We start from the raw sequence: 15,817 nt of genomic DNA, 5'->3' as shown, positions 1-15,817 counted from the left end.
TGTCCACCCGAGTGATGGAGCAACACATGCCGGCAATCGTCCTCATCGGCGCCCAGTGGGGCGACGAGGGCAAGGGCAAGGCCACGGATCTGTTCGGCGAGCGACTGCAGTGGGTGGTGCGCTACCAGGGTGGCAACAACGCCGGCCACACCGTGGTGCTGCCGAACGGCGACAAGTTCGCGCTTCACCTCATCCCGTCGGGCATCCTCTCGCCCGGTGTGAACAACGTGATCGGCAACGGCGTCGTCGTGGATCCGGGTGTGCTGCTCACCGAACTCGACGGCCTCGAGAAGCGCGACGTGGACACGTCGAAGCTGCTGCTCAGCGCCGATGCGCACCTGATCATGCCGTACCACGTGGCCATCGACAAGGTCACCGAACGTTTCCTCGGTGCCCGCAAGATCGGCACCACCGGACGCGGCATCGGCCCGTGCTACCAGGACAAGATCGCCCGCGTCGGAGTGCGCGCGGCGGATGTCCTCGACGAGAAGATCCTGACCCAGAAGGTCGAGGCCGCACTGGAATTCAAGAACCAGGTGCTCGCCAAGATCTACAACCGGCGCGCCCTCGAGTCGGAGAAGGTGGTGGAGGAGGTGCTCGGCCAGGCCGAGGGCTTCAAGCACCGCATCGCCGACACCCGGCTCGCGTTGAACCAGGCGCTCGAGCGCGGCGAGACGGTGCTGCTCGAGGGTTCGCAGGGCACGCTCCTGGACGTCGATCACGGCACCTATCCGTTCGTCACGTCGTCCAACCCGACGGCGGGCGGCGCGGCCGTGGGTTCGGGCGTCGGCCCGGGTCGGATCACCACCGTCCTCGGCATCCTGAAGGCGTACACCACGCGCGTCGGCTCGGGCCCGTTCCCGACGGAGCTGTTCGACGAGTCGGGCGAGTACCTGGCCAAGCAGGGCGGCGAGGTGGGTGTCACCACCGGCCGCGCCCGGCGCACCGGCTGGTTCGACGCCGTCATCGCGCGGTACGCCACGCGCGTCAACGGCATCACCGACTACTTCCTCACCAAGCTCGACGTACTGTCCTCGCTCGACACCATCCCGATCTGCGTCGCGTACGACGTGGACGGCGTGCGTCACGACGACATGCCGATGACGCAGACCGGGTTCCATCACGCGAAGCCGATCTACGAGGAGATGCCCGGGTGGTGGGAGGATATCTCGGGGGCGCGGACCTTCGAGGAGTTGCCCGTCAACGCCCAGAGGTACGTGCTGCGTCTCGAGGAGCTCTCGGGGTCGTACATGTCGTACATCGGCGTCGGTCCGGGCCGTGACCAGACCATCGTGCGGCGCGACATCCTGTCCTGACACGGTCGAGATATCACAAATGGCGTGACGATAACGCCAGGATGGCTCATACTGTGGCTCAGGTTCGCTATGAGGTGGAACAAAACGGATCCCCCTCTCGGCGAGAGCAGGTCAGTGGAGGACCGCTATGGACAGCACCTACGTCGGGCTCGAGGTCTTCCAGTGCCAGTTCGAGCGTTTCAGCTTCGAGCACTCGTGGATCGGTGACCGTGTCGGCGAGCTGATGCTGGGGCCGCGCGGCGGTGGGATGCTCGAGTTCCAGCACGCCATGGTCTTCGCGCTCCCCGAGGGCGGCGCGCACGAGGTGCACGGCGACATCCTCGCCTGGTACCTCGCGCACGGCGGCCCGAGTGGATCGCTCGGCTACCCGCTCACCGACGAGAAGCGCACTCCGACGGGCCACGGCCGCTACAACGTGTTCGAGAACGGCACCGTCGGATGGCTCCCGGGTACCGGGGCATTCCTCATGGGATCCGTCCGCACCGCCTGAACTGGACTGCACCCCGGTGTCCACCGAGGTGGATACTGGACCTCATGGTGACTCGCGTGATCGGTGCCTCGACTCTCTCGCGGGACCTCGGGCACTGGCGGCCGTCGGGGCGGCACCGGCCGGTCTACCGGGCACTCGCCGACGGGATCCGGCTCCTGGTGCACGACGGCCGCATCCCCCTGGGCGTCGCCCTGCCCAGCGAGCGCGATCTGGCGGGAGCCCTGTCGCTGTCCCGCACCACCGTCACCAACACGTACGCGGCACTGCGTGACGAGGGGTACCTGTTGAGCAGGCAGGGTTCCCGCAGCACGGTCGCACTGCCGCGGACCACCCTGGCGGGGCGGCCGGCCCGCGCGGCGGCGTCGGTGATCGATCTGACCCATGCCGCCGTCACCGCCCCGTCCGACGAGGTGACACAGGCGTACGCCGCTGCGCTGGAGGCACTTCCGGCCTACTACACAGGTCACGGTATCGAGCCGGTCGGTCTCGCGACACTGCGGCAGGCCCTGGCTCGCCGGTACGACGAGCGGGGGTTGCCCACGTCGCCGGACCAGATCATGGTGACGTCCGGCGCGCAGCAGGCCTGGCGGCTGCTGCTCGAGGTGCTGGTGTCGCCGGGTGACCGGGTGGTGGTCGATCACCCGACGTATCCCAATGCGCTGGAGGCGATTCGACGAACTGCGGCGCGCGCGGTGCCCGTTCCGTTGAGGCCGCGGGAGTACTCGTCCCCTGGATCGGCGCGCTCGTCGCGGCGGTGGGACCTCGACGCGATTCGTGACGCGACGGTGCAGACGGGGGCGCGAATGGCGTACGTGCTGCCCGACTTCCACAATCCGACGGGTGCTCTGCTCGATGTCGCCGGCCGCGCGGAACTGGCGTCGAACGCCCGCCGGACCGGCACCACGTTGGTGGTGGACGAGTCGATGGCCGACCTGTGGCTGGACGAGGCGCCGCCCGCTCCGGTCGCGGCGGTGGGGCATCCCGGCACCGTCGTCACCGTGGGGTCCGCGTCGAAGGCGTATTGGGGTGGTCTGCGGGTCGGCTGGATCAGGGCGTCGCCGTCGCTGATCTCTCGCTTGGCGACATCGCGGGCCGCCGTCGACATCGGCACGCCGATCATGGATCAGCTCGCGTGCGCGGCACTGATCGAGCGGCACGAGGAGATCTTGGTTCCCCGCCGCGCGGAACTCCGTGGTAACCGGGATGCGCTGACGGCGGCTCTGGCGCGGCACCTTCCGGACTGGTCGTACGACCCGGCGCCGGGCGGCCTGTCGTTGTGGGTTCAGATGCCTGCCGCGGCGTCCACGGCTCTCGCCGCGATCGCGCCGGCGCACGGGGTGGCGCTGGCGGCGGGGCCGCGGTTCGGGGTGGAGGGGGCGTTCGAGCGCCACGTGCGCCTGCCGTACACGGAGGGTGCCGATCGATTGGAGGCTGCGATCGACCGAATTGCGTTCGCGTACCAATCCCTGAAACCGACCGACGGGGATTATTCTGCCGTCGTGCTGTGAAGTGGGGCGGCCGACGGAGAATGGTCGGCCAGTCAGCGGGAGCCGAAGACCTCGTGATCGAGTTCGGCCATGTCCCACTGGAGCTCGGAGCCGAGTTCCTCGTGGTCCGCGCGCGATGCGGCGCGTCCGAGCAGCACTGCGGCACCCGCGGCGACCAGCAGCCACACCACTCCGACGACCACGACGACTATCACGATTCCGTTTGTAGCACCTCGAACTGAAAACATTCTGTGAAACGCGAGACTTGGATCGGTTTCTTACGGAGTAAACCGGAATGAATCTCGATCGGCGCGCTCGGCGGCTGCCCGCTCGCCGATTCGCGTCGGTTTGCGCGGAGGTACTCGTGGGTACAGTCGAACGTATGAGCGATGCGAATGACACCACCAAGACAGGCAATGCGGACGTCGACCAGAGCGCGGACAAGGATCCGTCCGACTGGGTCACCGGTGACGAGCCGCCCACCGGCCCCCAGTTGAGCTACCTCGAGACGCTGGCCCGCGAGGCCGGCGAAGAGGTGCCGTCGGACCTGACCAAGGCGCAGGCGTCCGAGATGATCGACAAGCTGCAGTCCGAGACGGGCCGCGGAACCAGCTAGACCCCGTCCGTGCCGCGCGCGTCGTACTCGGCGCGCGCGGCCGTCACGGTCGGAAGCGTCGATTCGACGAACTCGATGAGGCCGACGAGCCGGGTCGCCGTCTCGCGCCCGAGGTCGGTGAGTGCGTACTCCACCTTCGGCGGAATCTGTTCGAGCACGGTGCGGGTGATCAGCCCGTCACGCTCCAGCCGCTGCAGTGTCTGCGACAGCATCCTCTCGCTGACCCCGTCCACGCGCCGCCGCAGAGCCCCGAACCGGTACGGCCCCTCGTGCAGCGCGGCGAGCGCCAGCAGGCCCCAGCGACTGGTGATGTCCTGCATCGTGTCGCGGGACGAGCAGTGGCGAGAGAACACGTCGGCTTCGAGTGTCGGGTCGGTGTCGGGCACGAGTGCCATCCTACCAGCTGGTCCGTAAGTGATTACGAGGAATGTTGCACTGCACGAACAGTAAGTGCATAGTGGTGCCGACGGCCGGATCGGTCGCAGCGGCACACCCTCGTGGTGCGCCGGACGACGCTCACTCTCCAGGGAGACATGCTCATGACCACGACAGCGGTGACCGGCGCGACCGGACAACTCGGCAGCGCAGTGATTCGATCGCTCCTCGATCACGGGGTCGCCGCGGGCGACATCGTGGCCGTGGTGCGCGACGAGGCCAAGGCCGCCGACCTGGCGGCGCGCGGTGTCGTCGTCCGCGTCGCCGACTACGCGGATCCCGCTGCGTTGCGCGCCGCTCTCGACGGGGTGGACAAGCTCCTGCTCGTGTCGGGTTCCGAGCCCGGGAAGCGAATCCCGCAGCACACCAACGTCATCGAGGCCGCCGAGGCGGCCGGTGTCTCGCTCATCGCGTACACCAGTGTGCTGAAGGCGCCGACGAGCGGCATCAGTCTCGCGCCCGAGCACGTCGCCACCGAGGAGCGCCTCGCGTCATCCTCCGTGCCGTCCGTGCTGCTGCGCAACGGGTGGTACTGGGAGAACTACGCGGCGTCGATCGGCCAGGCGCAGCACACCGGCGCCATCATCGGGAGCGGCGGGTCGGGCGTGGTGGCCGGTGCTGCTCGGGCCGACTACGCGGCGGCCGCGGCCGCCGTGCTGATCGCCGACGACCAGGCGGGCACCGTGTACGAGCTGGGCGGCGAGCGTCTGACGTACGAGGGTCTGGCGGGTGCGATCTCCGAGATCATCGGCGCGCCGGTGGAGTACCAGGATCTGAGCACCGACGAGCACATCGGCGCGCTCGAGGGTGCGGGACTGCCCGCGCCCGTCGCGCAGATGCTGGCGAGCGCCGATGCGGGCATCGCCCGCGGCGACCTCGACACCGAGTCGGGCGATCTGACTCGACTGCTCGAGCGTGAGCCGGTCTCGGCCGTCGACGCGCTGCGCGCCACGCTGAGCTGAGCCGACCGGTCAGGACCCCGGCGCCAGCGCCGCGAACCAGCGCAGCGCGTCGGGGTCGTCGACCGACTCCGGATCGGCCACGGTCGACGGATCCGCACCCGACAGGATCTTCTTGACCGGGATCTCGAGCTTCTTCCCGGTCCGCGTGTGCGGCACGGCGCGGATCTCGATGATGTCGTCCGGGACGTGACGCGGCGAGGCCTCCCTCCGCAGCGCCGCCGAGATGCGTTCGCGCAGATCGTCATCGAGCTCCACGTCGTCGGACGTGACGACGAACAGCGGCATCCAGTAGCTGCCGTCCGGGCGTTCGAGACCCACGACGAGACTCTCTGCGATGCCGGGTAGACGCTCGACCACGCCGTAGATGTCGGCGCTGCCCATGCGCACACCGTTGCGGTTGAGCGTGGCGTCCGATCGTCCGTGGATCACCACGCTGCCCCTGCTGGTCACGGTGATCGAGTCGCCGTGCCGCCAGACGCCGGGGAACGTGGAGAAGTACGCGTCGGCGTAGCGGTCACCGCTCGGGTCCTTCCAGAACCCGACGGGCATGGACGGCATCGGCGCGACGATGACCATCTCACCCGGTTCGTCCACCAGCGGGGTCCCGTCGTCGCTCCACGCCTCCAGAGCGACGCCGAGATTCACGGCAGGAATCTCGCCGGGGATCACGGGTACCCCGGTGGGCGCTCCCACGAATCCGCTGACGACGTCCGTGCCGCCCGACACCGGCGCGAGGTGCACCGACCGCCCCACGTGCTCCGCCACCCAGCCGTGCGCCGCGGCGGGGAGGACCGACCCGGTGACCCCGAGAATGCGCAGTGCCGAGAGGTCTTGTGCCCGAGCCGGTTCGACCCCGACACTCTCGCAGTGCAGGAGGTACCCGGGGCTGGTGCCGAGCACGGTCACGCGGTGCCGCGCAGCGAGCTCCCACAGTGCGCCGGCGTCCGGATGGCCGGGGCTGCCGTCGTAGCAGACGACGGTCGAGCCCACGAGCAGCCCGGCCAGCAGGTAGTTCCACATCATCCAGCTGGGTGAGGTGTACCAGAGGAACACGTCGTCCTCGGTCATGTCCGACTGCAGCGCAGCAGATTTGAGGTGCTCGAGCAGAACACCGCCGTGGCCGTGAACGATGCCCTTGGGGCGCCCGGTGGTGCCGGAGGAGAACAGCACCCACAGTGGGTGGTCGAACGGGACAGGCTCGGGGAGCACCCGTGGGCCACCGCGCCCCTCGTCGAGCAGATCGTCCCATCGGACGGCTCCGGGTACGTCGGTGCCGAGTCGGGAGAAGGCGATCACCGCCCGCAGTGAGGGAATCGAGGCCTGCAGTACCGCCACCTGGTCCCGGCGGTCGCGGTCCACACCGGCGAAGCGGTAGCCGTCGGCGGTCACCAACACCGTCGGTTCGAGCTGTCCGAGCCGGTCCACCGCGGCGGCCGCGGAGTAGTCCTGCCCGCACGAGGTCCAGACGGCGCCGAGTGCGGCGGTGGCGAGGAACGCGACGGCGGCCTCGGTCGTGTTCGGGACGTAACCGGCCACCCGGTCGCCGCTCCGCACGCCGAGGCGGTGCAGCGCGGCGGCGATCGAGGAGATCTGCTCGGCCAGTTCCGTGTACGACGATGTGCGGGTGGCCGAGCCCGCCCGGTTCGGTGTCGTCGATGATCGCCACGGACTCGGGTGACCGGTCGCACCACGCCAGTACGCGATCCACGTAGTTCACGCGGGCACCCCGGAACCACTGCCGCCCGCTGAACACGCGGGGGTCCTCCGAGGGGGACAGGACGGACTCGTGACCGGTGAGCGGCACGTCGAAGAAGGTGCTGACGCCGGCCCAGAACTGTTCCGGCTCGTCGACCGACCAGCGATGCAGCGCGCCGTAGTCGGAAGACGAGCGTCCCGTGAACGTGACGACCGAGTCCGAGAACCGAGCGAGAGGGCGGGGGTTCATGAGGACAGTCTGATGAACGCGCTCGGCGAGCCCGGCGCCGTGATCATTCCGTTACCCGCCGTGACCTGATCGTGATGTTCCGGTTCGCCGAACCGCGATGTCGATCGATCAGAGTTGTCTGCAAGGCGGTCCAGCCCAGGGCCCTTCGCTACACCCTCGGTACCGGTGCGAGACACCGCGTCCGAGCAGCGCCGCAGAAGGAACATGATGACCACGGTTGCTCCTTCCCACCACTCCTCCAGCCCGTTCGACGTCGTCGTCCACGCAGGCCACGACGGCCGCCGCATCGTCGCCGTCCGTGGCGACGTCGACCTCGTCACCGCGCGCGACCTGACCCGCTGCCTCCGGGCGGCCGTCTCGGACGGCCCCGTCACGGTCGACCTCACCGACGTCCGGTTCTTCAGCTCGGCCGGCGTGACCGCGATCGAGGACGTCCTGTCGGACGCCCCGACCGCGATCGACGTCGTGATCTCGCCGTCACCTCGGGTGCGGCGCACTCTCGGTGTCCTCGGCCTCACCCGTCTCGTGCCGGTCGTGGCTTCGGTGGAACCGGAGCCGCTCGCGAGCTGACCCGCTCGTCACGGACGCAGGATGATCTTCACGGCTCCGTCCTGCTTCTTCTGGAAGATCTCGTAGGCGTGCGGGGCCTGCGTCAACGGCAGGGTGTGGGTCGCGAAATCGTCCACGCCCAACGGATCGTCGTCCGTCAGCAACGGCATGATGTCGTCGACCCACCTCTTGACGTTCGCCTGACCCATGCGCAGTTGGATCTGCTTGTCGAACATGGTCATCATCGGCATCGGATCCGCCGCGCCGCCGTACACGCCGGACAGTGAGATCGTGCCGCCCCGGCGGACGATGTCGACCGCCGAGTAGACCGCGTCGAGGCGGTCCACTCCGGCCTTCTCCATGAACGGCTTCGCGAGGGCGTCCGGGAGCAGACCCGCCACCTGCTGCGCAGCCTTGGCCACCGGTGAGCCGTGGGCCTCCATTCCGACCGCGTCGACGACCGAGTCGGTACCGCGGCCGTCGGTCAGTTCGCGGACGACGTCCCCCACCTGCCCGCCGTGGGCCCGGAGATCCACCGTCTCGATGCCGCGAGCGCGAGCACGCTCGAGTCGTTCGGGTACGCGGTCGACGCCGATGACGCGGTATCCGAGATGGGTGCCGATGCGTGCCGCCATGTCGCCGATCGGACCGAGGCCCAGCACGGTCAGCGAGCCACCCTCGGGCACCCCCGCGTACTGCACGGCCTGCCACGCGGTGGGCAGTACGTCGGACAGGTAGACGAATCGCTCGTCGCTCGGGCCCTCCGGGACCTTGATGTGGGTGAAGTCGGCGTGCGGCACCCTCAGGTACTGCGCCTGGCCGCCCGGCACCGATCCGTAGAGCTCGGAGTAGCCGAACAGTGCTGCGCCCATACCGGTCTCGCGTACCTGGGTGGTCTCGCACTGGGTGTACAGCGACTGATCGCACATGAAGCACGAGCCGCACGAGATCTGGAACGGGACGACGATGCGGTCGCCCACCGCCAGCGTCGACACGGCGCTGCCGACCTCGCGCACGATGCCCATCGGTTCGTGGCCGAGGATGTCACCGACGTTCATGAACGGCCCGAGCACCTCGTAGAGGTGCAGATCGGAGCCGCAGATGTTGGTGGACGTCACCTCGATGATGGCGTCCGTCGGATCCTGGATCGTCGGATCCGGGACGTTGTCGACGCGGACGTCGCGCTTGCCGTGCCAGGTCACTGCTCTCATGATGTGCCTTTCGTGTCGTGCGGATGCGGGAATGCTCAGGTGATCGGGGAACCGCCGGTCACGCCGATGACCTGCCCGGTGATGTAGCTGGACTCGCCCGAGGCGAGGAACACGTACGCGGGTGCGAGTTCCGCGGGCTGTCCCGGACGTCCGAGCGGCACCTGGTCGCCGAAACCGTCGACACTGTCCGACGGCATCGTGGCCGGGATCAGCGGTGTCCAGATGGGTCCGGGTGCCACGACGTTCACGCGGATGCCCTGTCGGGCGACGTCGCTCGCGAGCCCCTTGGAGAAATTGATGATGCCGGCCTTGGTGGTGGCGTAGTCGAGCAGTTCGGGTGAGGCGCTCACGCCCTGGACGGAGGAGGTGTTGACGATGGTCGAGCCCGGATCCATCACGGCCACAGCCTTCTTGGACAACCAGAACAACGCGTACAGGTTGGTCTTCAGTACGCGGTCGAACTGCTCGGTGGTGATGTCGGCGATACCGCCGCTCTGGGCCATCTGGAACGCCGCGTTGTTCACGAGAATGTCGAGACCACCCAGTTCGCGCACCGCGGTGTCGATCAGGGCGTCGCAGTGCGCCTCGTCGCGGATGTCACCGGGTACGCTGACGGCCCGGCGGCCGGCCTCCTCGACGAGCCGCACCGTCTCGCGCGCATCGGGCTCCTCGGACTCGAGGTACGACAGCACGACGTCGGCGCCCTCGCGCGCGAACGCCAGGGCGACGGCGCGGCCGATGCCGCTGTCCGCTCCGGTGATCAGTGCCTTCCGGCCGGTGAGCCGCCCTGATCCGCGGTAGGTGGACTCCCCGTGGTCGGGGGTGGTCCGCATGTCCTCGGTCAGCCCGGGATGCGAGATCGGTTGCTGCCCCTCGCGATCCGGCGTCGCGTAGGCGGTACGCGGGTCTCTCTTGGAGTACTGGTCGATCGAGCCGTTCGAAGAAGTCATGCCGGTCGGGTACCCGCGTACCCGACCGGGAATCCTGGTCCCGCCTCAGGAACGCGGGTGCAACAGCGCTCGCGAGAATCGTCCGGACACGTCGTGACGCACCCGTCCGTCTCGGCCGATCGACACGACGCCGCCGGCCCACGAGGGGTCGGTGTCCGCCGCGGACTGCGGGTCGGTGGTGCCCTCGGCGTCGGTGCCGTCGTGCGAGCTGACCGTCAGCGACCGCCTGATGGACTCGTCGATACCCACGAGAGAGTCGACGGCGTGCGCGAACGTGTCCGTGGCCGCGTTGCCGCGACGGACGATCATGTCGTGATGCAGGCTGTCCACCAACGAGATTACGGTGCCGGGCGGCATCTGTGTGATGGCGGCGACGGCTCGCCCGACGATCGGTGTGGGAACCAGCGGCACGCGGAACTGGGGCCGCGACAGTTCGGCGATGGTCGCGTAGCGGGTGAGCAACTCGGGGTAGGTGAGCACCTCGGTCCCGCCGATGTCGTACGACCCCGGAATGGGCTCGTCACCGAGAGCGGCGGCGATGATGTGCAGGACGTCGGTCGTCGCGATCGGCTGCACCTTCTTCACCATCCAGCTCGGCACGGGGGTGACCGGGAGACGTTCGACCATCCTGCGTACGAGCTCGAACGAGGTGGAGCCGGACCCGAGGATGATGGCCGCCCGGAACACCGTCGCCGGGACGGACGAGTTGAGGAAGACCTCCTCGACCTGCAGGCGGGACGTGATGTGGTCGGAGAGGTCCTCGTCGTCGTCGGGCACGTGGCCGGACAGGTAGACGATGCGGCCCACGCCGTGCTTCTCCGCGGCGCGCGCGACGGCCTGCGCGGCCTCGCGATCCTTGGTCACGAAGTCGCCGTCGTCCATCGAGTGCACGAGGTAGACGACCGCGTCCGCACCCTCGAGCGCGGCGTCGATGGACTTCTCGTCGGTGATGTCGAAGTGGACCGGCGTCACGTCGTCCTCCCAGCTGAAGGAGGACGCCTTGCTGTCGTCGCGCATGGCGGCGAGCACGTCGTGACCGTCGCCCAGCAGGATGGGAACGAGACGTGAGCCGATGTAGCCGGTGGACCCGGTGACCAGGATGCGCAAGACATGCCTTTCGAGTGAGTGGTCCTGGTTTACCCGTCCCCGGTCGCGGTCAATCTGTGCCGAGTGTCATGCCCGCTGCTGCTCGAGGAGGTCGGATGAACGCGTCTCGAGAACGGGAGCCGTCGGACATCGCGTCGGCGCTGGCGGCACTCGCTCGCGACCTGACGGCGCACACCGATCTCGACGACACGTTGCGCAGGGTCACCGAGGCGGCCCTCGATCTGGTTCCCGGAACGGACGCCGCCGACGTGGTGGCGATCTCGGGCAGGTCGTCGTTCACCTCGCACGGGCCCACGTCGTCCCTTCCGCCGCGGCTCGACGCAGCTCAGATCGAGTTCGGGGAGGGCCCGTGCCTGGACGCCGCGACCACCACCGCGGTGGTGCGGGCCGACGATCTGACCACCGACACCCGGTGGCCGAAGTATGCGCCGATCGCCCTGGCGGAGGGCGTGCGGAGCTCGCTCTCCTTCCAGCTCTTCACCCACCGCGACACCTTCGGTGCCCTGAACCTGTTCGCGTTCGAGCCCCGAGCCTTCACCGACGACGCGATCATGGTCGGGGAGGCGCTCGCCACCCATGCCGCGATCGCTCTGACTGCGGGTCGGGTCGAGGATCAACTGCATTCGGCCCTGGCGTCCCGGGACGTCATCGGGCAGGCCAAGGGCATGATCATGGAGCGTTTCGGCGTCGACGCCCAGCAGGCCTTCACCCTGCTGACCAGGCTGTCCCAGGACTCCAACACCCCGATCGGCCGGTTGTCGGTCCAACTGGTGGAGAAGGGGTCCGAGTCGGCTCGCTGAGGTGCCGGGTCACGAGAACTCGGCGTGCAGTTCGGGGAGGAACGCCGCGAGGTGGTTCATCTCCTGCCCGCAGTGCATCAGCAGATCACGACCGAGGTCGAGGCTCAGCTGCAGATCGGTCGGATCGACCGACGCACCACGGGCCACCGCACACGCGGCCTGCGTCACGTTCGGTACGTGCAGGCCGCGGAGGTTCAGGTGGAACCGGCTGCGCATCTCGGCGCCGCCCTCGATCGGGCGGACCTGGTGGGCGAGCCACCCCAGGTCCACGGGGGCGATGCTGCTCCCGACGCGGCCGAAGACGATGGTCTGATCCGACGGCACGGTGAACCCGTGCGCCACCGGGTCTCGGAAGTTGATCCCGAGCTGCTGCAGTTTCGGCCCCACGTACTCGTCGACGTAGGTGGTGTTGCCGATGTACTTCTGCCGGTCCGTGAGGTCGGCGGTGGTGAGGTCGGTGTCCAGGGCGGCGAACTGGTGCGCGTCGGGATGCCACAACTTGTAGCGCGCAGCCTCGCTGGAGTGCCACCCGAACCACCAGTCCCACATGGCCGCAGTGACTCTCGGCATGACGGTGCGCACCGCCACGAAGACCACTCCGTCGGCGCCCTGGCCGTACCCGGTCTCCACGGCGGACGTCCCGGTCGGGCCGAGATCGCGCGTGATGTCCTCGAACCGAGGCACTGCTCCCGCCGGTAGCGCCGGGCCGGCGAAGGCGTCGGCCACGATCTGCGGCGCGGGGGCGGTCCGGGCCTGCATGTAGCGGGCGTACGGGAGCGCGAAGTCGGCGCCGCGGTAGCCGGGATAGCGAACGGCGCAGGCCGCCGAGGGGAGTGTCGGCGCTGCGCGGACGCGCGGGGCGATCCCCACCGTGACCGCTCCCGCGGCGACGGCGGCCGCTCCCAACATCCCGCGACGACTCATGGACCGATTCCTCAACATCTGTACAGAAAAGACGCCGGCGACCCCGGTGTCAAGCACGAGCGGACGTGCCGAGACGGGTGTACCCTCAACGCCTGTCATGACAGTGACGCGGCAGTCGGGGGACGGTGGAGCGGGCTCGATCAGCCCGTTCCGCCGGCGCGATCATCGTGAGCCGACCGTGACCGGTGATGGTGGTACCGGCACGTCAGGGCCGTAACATCTCACCAATGAGTGATGGTGAGACGGTGGAGAAGCCCAGAAGTCGGCGCTCACTCATCTCTGCCGCCGCGGTGCAGGTACTCGCCGAACGCGGTCCCCGTGGGTTCACTCATCGTGCGGTCGATCAGGCCACCGGTCTCGGTGCCGGCGCCGTCAACTATCACGCGCCCGATCGAGCCACCCTGCTCTCGCTGGCGCTCGACGAGGTGTTCCGGAAAGATCTCGAGGTCGCCGGTCGGCACTTCGCACTCGACACCTGGCATCACGACGCCGTGGTCGACGCTGTCGTCGGGTTCGTCCGCGACATGTGCAGCGAGGAGCATCGCGGCCGCGTCGTCGCACGGCACCACCTTCTCGGCGAGGGTCTGGTGCGGCCCGAACTCAAGGCGGCGTTCGACGCCCAGTTGGCCGCGTTCGTCGGCCTGGTGTCGTCCAAGATGAGCGAGGCGGGCTACCCCGCGACCGTGGCGTCGGCGGAACTGTTCGCCATGTCCGTGGACGGTCTGCTCACCCGCCAGGTGGTCATCGGGGTCGAACCGCTTGCCGACGAGGAGATTCCGCGCATCGTCTCCATCATCGCTCGGAGGTGGTGACGCGCCGGTCCCGCGTTTGAATCGCGTCCGTTCGGGAATGCCATTCCTGAAGAAAGGCGGCAGATGCTGCCAGCGCATCTGCGCCGACGGAAGGTTCTCGTGTGACGACGATTCATCGCGACACGATCAGCATGGTGCGTGCACACCCCGGTGTGTACGCCCCCCAGGACGATTCGAGACTGCTCTGCGAGGTCATGCCGGTGGCGGCGTCGCCCCTGGGTGCGCGTGCCCTCGATCTGTGTACGGGTACCGGAGTACTCGCACTCCAGGCTGCGTGTCTCGGTGCACGTGAGGTGCTCGCCTACGACCTGGATGCTCGCGCCGTCGCGTGTGCCCTGGACAACGCCGAGCGCATCGGTGTCGAGGTCGATGCGCGACAGGGCACGCTCATCGACGCCCTCGCCGAGGCGCCGTTCGACCTCGTGGTCTCCAATCCGCCGTACGTGCCGTCGCCGACCGCGCCGGAGGGGCGCGGTGTGCACCGTGCGTGGGACGCCGGCGCCGACGGTCGCATCGTCCTGGACCCGTTGTGCGACAACGCGTTCGATCTCCTCACTCCGGGCGGCACCATGCTGATCGTGCAGTCCGAGTTCGCCGGTGTGGACCGCACGATCGAGCGTCTGATGCGGTCCGGCACCACGGTCGACGTGGTGGCTCGCCGTCGGATCGCGTTCGGTCCCGTCATGCACGCGCGCGCCGAGTGGCTCGAGGCCACGGGCGCCCTGCAGCCGGGTCGGCGCTCCGAGGAACTGGTGGTCGTCCGTGCCCGACGCGCCTGACGCTGCTCCCGCAGCGCGGCTCGTCCGTGTTGTTCCGGGCGGGCCGGTGATGGTGGAGGGGCCCGTCGACGTGGAGATGGAGGACGGCACCCGCGTGCGGTCCGACCGCTTCATGGTGGCTCTCTGCGCGTGTCGACGCAGCAAGAACTACCCCTTCTGCGACACCAGCCATCGCCGCAAGATCCGTGCGTCCACCACCGAGGACCGGGGTCGCGACGACTGACACGGCCCGGACGTTTCACGGCGCCCTGCGGGGGCACTCCGGCGTCGTGGACACCAGGGAACAGCCGACGGTCGTCTCGTCGGAAGAGCAGTGGCGTCGGGTACTGCGTGAGCGCGGGCTGCGCGTGACCCGCCCGCGCCTGCGCGTGCTGAACGTCGTGGCGCGGCACCCACACGTCGACGCCGGCTACGTGGCCCGCACGCTGGAGAGCCAGGGGATGTCGCGGCAGACCGTCTACGGCAACCTCGACGCACTCGTGTCGGTGGATCTCCTGCGCCGGATCGAGCCCGCCAATTCGCCCGCGCTGTACGAACTTCGGGTCGACGGCGACGACCACCACCATCTGATGTGTCGGCAGTGCCGCCGAGTGTTCGACACGGCCCTCACCTCCGATGTGCGTCGACGTGCTCCCGAGCCGGAGGACGACGACTTCGACATCGACGGCGTCGACGTCTTCTTCTGGGGTGTGTGCCGCGACTGCCGGACGGGTAACCAGCAGGTATGAACAATGATCGCGAGAAGATGCTGACGGACCACCACCGTCCGGACGGGTCCGACGATGCCACGGTGTCCGCCGTCGGTTCGGTCTCGGAGGCCCTCGAGTGGGTGGAACGCGCCCGCGGTCACCTGTACACGTTCCACCAGCTCATGGGCCACGCCGATCTCCAGTTCGGCTCTGCCGCGGACGAGCTCCGCGACGCCGGGCACGGTGACGCAGCGGACGCACTGGAGCGAGAGGTGATCGGCCGCAACGTCATCGAGGGTCGGTGGACGTTCCAGATGGTCGAGGACTTCGACGACGGGTACTGGACCACCGCGCGCGAGCACGAACGCCGGATCCGCGACGACCTGATGGACGGCCGCCGTCACGTCTTCGAGGCGGAGATGAAGGAGGACCGGCGCACGCACGGCAAGCGCGGTCACGAGGCAACACCCTGACAGGAGGATCGACACGATGACGATGACGAGCGACACGGTGCGCGGCGTGCTCGACGCACCCGACGGAACGCTGCTGGTGATGCGGGACGGCGAACTGACGATGACCGACGACGATTCGGGTGCCGTTCTGGTGACCACCAAGGCGGCACTCGTCGAGCAACTGGGAGACGACAGGTCACCCGAGCGACTCGAGACGGCGGCCACCGCGCTGAACGACATGATCGACAAGCTCGGGGCGTGATCATGTCGACGTCCGACGAGAAGCACTCGGA

The 15,817-nt window shown here is 68.7% G+C and carries 20 protein-coding genes; 13 read left to right on the top strand and 7 right to left on the bottom strand.

The annotated features are described in order from the left end of the window. The first annotated feature begins 26 nt into the window (after positions 1-26). The 3 genes from QE449_RS20140 (at position 27) to QE449_RS20130 (ending at position 3,314) form a co-directional block, all read left to right on the top strand. Positions 27-1,316: an adenylosuccinate synthase gene (locus QE449_RS20140; RefSeq protein WP_027506406.1), complete on the top strand. Its 1,290-nt coding sequence runs from the start codon at positions 27-29 to the stop codon at positions 1,314-1,316. 127 nt (positions 1,317-1,443) lie between these two features. Then, positions 1,444-1,806: an LGFP repeat-containing protein gene (locus QE449_RS20135; protein WP_051613506.1), complete on the top strand. Its 363-nt coding sequence runs from the start codon at positions 1,444-1,446 to the stop codon at positions 1,804-1,806. 44 nt (positions 1,807-1,850) lie between these two features. Beyond that, positions 1,851-3,314, top strand: coding sequence for a PLP-dependent aminotransferase family protein (locus QE449_RS20130; protein ID WP_222633140.1), 1,464 nt, complete (start codon positions 1,851-1,853; stop codon positions 3,312-3,314). Between the two features lie 32 nt (positions 3,315-3,346). Here QE449_RS20130 and QE449_RS20125 read toward each other — a convergent pair whose 3' ends face one another. Next, positions 3,347-3,508, bottom strand: a complete 162-nt coding sequence (locus QE449_RS20125; RefSeq protein WP_155957078.1) for a hypothetical protein — start codon at positions 3,506-3,508, stop codon at positions 3,347-3,349. 167 nt (positions 3,509-3,675) lie between these two features. Between QE449_RS20125 and QE449_RS20120 the strand changes: the two genes are divergently transcribed. Continuing rightward, entirely contained in the window at positions 3,676-3,909 is a 234-nt protein-coding gene (locus tag QE449_RS20120) for a DUF3072 domain-containing protein (RefSeq protein ID WP_307109542.1), read from the top strand. Here the strand turns inward: QE449_RS20120 and QE449_RS20115 are convergent. Further along, positions 3,906-4,304 (bottom strand): helix-turn-helix domain-containing protein, encoded by a 399-nt coding sequence (locus tag QE449_RS20115; RefSeq protein ID WP_197027821.1) that lies wholly within the window; start codon positions 4,302-4,304, stop codon positions 3,906-3,908. The two genes, QE449_RS20120 and QE449_RS20115, sit on opposite strands and share 4 nt — an antisense overlap. A gap of 144 nt (positions 4,305-4,448) precedes the next feature. Here QE449_RS20115 and QE449_RS20110 point away from each other — a divergent pair, with 144 nt between their 5' ends. Continuing rightward, complete coding sequence (locus QE449_RS20110) at positions 4,449-5,306, top strand: NmrA family NAD(P)-binding protein (RefSeq protein WP_307109541.1); 858 nt, start codon at positions 4,449-4,451, stop codon at positions 5,304-5,306. A gap of 9 nt (positions 5,307-5,315) precedes the next feature. Here QE449_RS20110 and QE449_RS20105 read toward each other — a convergent pair whose 3' ends face one another. Next, complete coding sequence (locus tag QE449_RS20105) at positions 5,316-6,875, bottom strand: acetoacetate--CoA ligase (RefSeq protein WP_307109763.1); 1,560 nt, start codon at positions 6,873-6,875, stop codon at positions 5,316-5,318. A 583-nt stretch (positions 6,876-7,458) separates the two neighbouring features. On the opposite strand from QE449_RS20105, the gene QE449_RS20100 reads away from it, so the two are divergent. Further along, positions 7,459-7,821, top strand: coding sequence for an STAS domain-containing protein (locus QE449_RS20100; protein ID WP_056443708.1), 363 nt, complete (start codon positions 7,459-7,461; stop codon positions 7,819-7,821). A gap of 8 nt (positions 7,822-7,829) precedes the next feature. On the opposite strand, the gene QE449_RS20095 is transcribed toward QE449_RS20100, so the two are convergent. From QE449_RS20095 to QE449_RS20085, 3 genes are read right to left on the bottom strand one after another with little or no spacing between them, the layout of a single operon-like run. Continuing rightward, complete coding sequence (locus QE449_RS20095) at positions 7,830-9,011, bottom strand: zinc-dependent alcohol dehydrogenase (RefSeq protein WP_027506400.1); 1,182 nt, start codon at positions 9,009-9,011, stop codon at positions 7,830-7,832. Between the two features lie 35 nt (positions 9,012-9,046). Beyond that, entirely contained in the window at positions 9,047-9,961 is a 915-nt protein-coding gene (locus QE449_RS20090; protein ID WP_307109540.1) for an SDR family oxidoreductase, read from the bottom strand. 45 nt (positions 9,962-10,006) lie between these two features. Beyond that, positions 10,007-11,068 (bottom strand): NAD(P)H-binding protein, encoded by a 1,062-nt coding sequence (locus tag QE449_RS20085; RefSeq protein ID WP_222638843.1) that lies wholly within the window; start codon positions 11,066-11,068, stop codon positions 10,007-10,009. Positions 11,069-11,163: 95 nt separating this feature from the next. Here QE449_RS20085 and QE449_RS20080 point away from each other — a divergent pair, with 95 nt between their 5' ends. Then, complete coding sequence (locus tag QE449_RS20080) at positions 11,164-11,868, top strand: GAF and ANTAR domain-containing protein (RefSeq protein ID WP_307109539.1); 705 nt, start codon at positions 11,164-11,166, stop codon at positions 11,866-11,868. A gap of 9 nt (positions 11,869-11,877) precedes the next feature. Here the strand turns inward: QE449_RS20080 and QE449_RS20075 are convergent, their stop codons facing one another. Beyond that, on the bottom strand, positions 11,878-12,792 hold the full coding sequence (locus QE449_RS20075) for a DAPG hydrolase family protein (RefSeq protein ID WP_307096385.1): 915 nt from the start codon (positions 12,790-12,792) through the stop codon (positions 11,878-11,880). A 227-nt stretch (positions 12,793-13,019) separates the two neighbouring features. Here QE449_RS20075 and QE449_RS20070 point away from each other — a divergent pair, with 227 nt between their 5' ends. From QE449_RS20070 to QE449_RS20045, 6 genes are all read left to right on the top strand, one after another. Beyond that, the gene (locus QE449_RS20070; protein WP_307109538.1) at positions 13,020-13,604 is read left to right on the top strand and encodes a TetR/AcrR family transcriptional regulator; all 585 of its coding nucleotides are present in this window, start codon (positions 13,020-13,022) and stop codon (positions 13,602-13,604) included. A 101-nt stretch (positions 13,605-13,705) separates the two neighbouring features. Further along, positions 13,706-14,383 (top strand): methyltransferase, encoded by a 678-nt coding sequence (locus QE449_RS20065; RefSeq protein ID WP_027506395.1) that lies wholly within the window; start codon positions 13,706-13,708, stop codon positions 14,381-14,383. A 49-nt stretch (positions 14,384-14,432) separates the two neighbouring features. After that, positions 14,433-14,606, top strand: coding sequence for a CDGSH iron-sulfur domain-containing protein (locus tag QE449_RS20060; RefSeq protein WP_082544411.1), 174 nt, complete (start codon positions 14,433-14,435; stop codon positions 14,604-14,606). 46 nt (positions 14,607-14,652) lie between these two features. Further along, positions 14,653-15,111 (top strand): Fur family transcriptional regulator, encoded by a 459-nt coding sequence (locus QE449_RS20055; protein ID WP_307109537.1) that lies wholly within the window; start codon positions 14,653-14,655, stop codon positions 15,109-15,111. Beyond that, positions 15,108-15,545 carry a hypothetical protein gene (locus QE449_RS20050; protein ID WP_307109536.1) on the top strand — a complete coding sequence of 146 codons (438 nt, stop codon included), beginning with the start codon at positions 15,108-15,110 and terminating at the stop codon, positions 15,543-15,545. Before QE449_RS20055 ends, QE449_RS20050 begins: the two co-directional genes overlap by 4 nt. Positions 15,546-15,561: 16 nt before the next feature. Next, a complete protein-coding gene (locus QE449_RS20045; RefSeq protein ID WP_027506392.1) occupies positions 15,562-15,786 on the top strand; it encodes a hypothetical protein in 225 nt (74 codons plus the stop codon). Positions 15,787-15,817 lie beyond the last annotated feature (31 nt).

It is taken from the genome of Rhodococcus sp. SORGH_AS_0303, assembly GCF_030819335.1.
In the GTDB taxonomy this organism is placed as follows: domain Bacteria; phylum Actinomycetota; class Actinomycetes; order Mycobacteriales; family Mycobacteriaceae; genus Rhodococcoides.
Note: the sequence above shows the minus strand (reverse complement) of the source record. Positions and strands in the feature narration are given on the sequence as shown.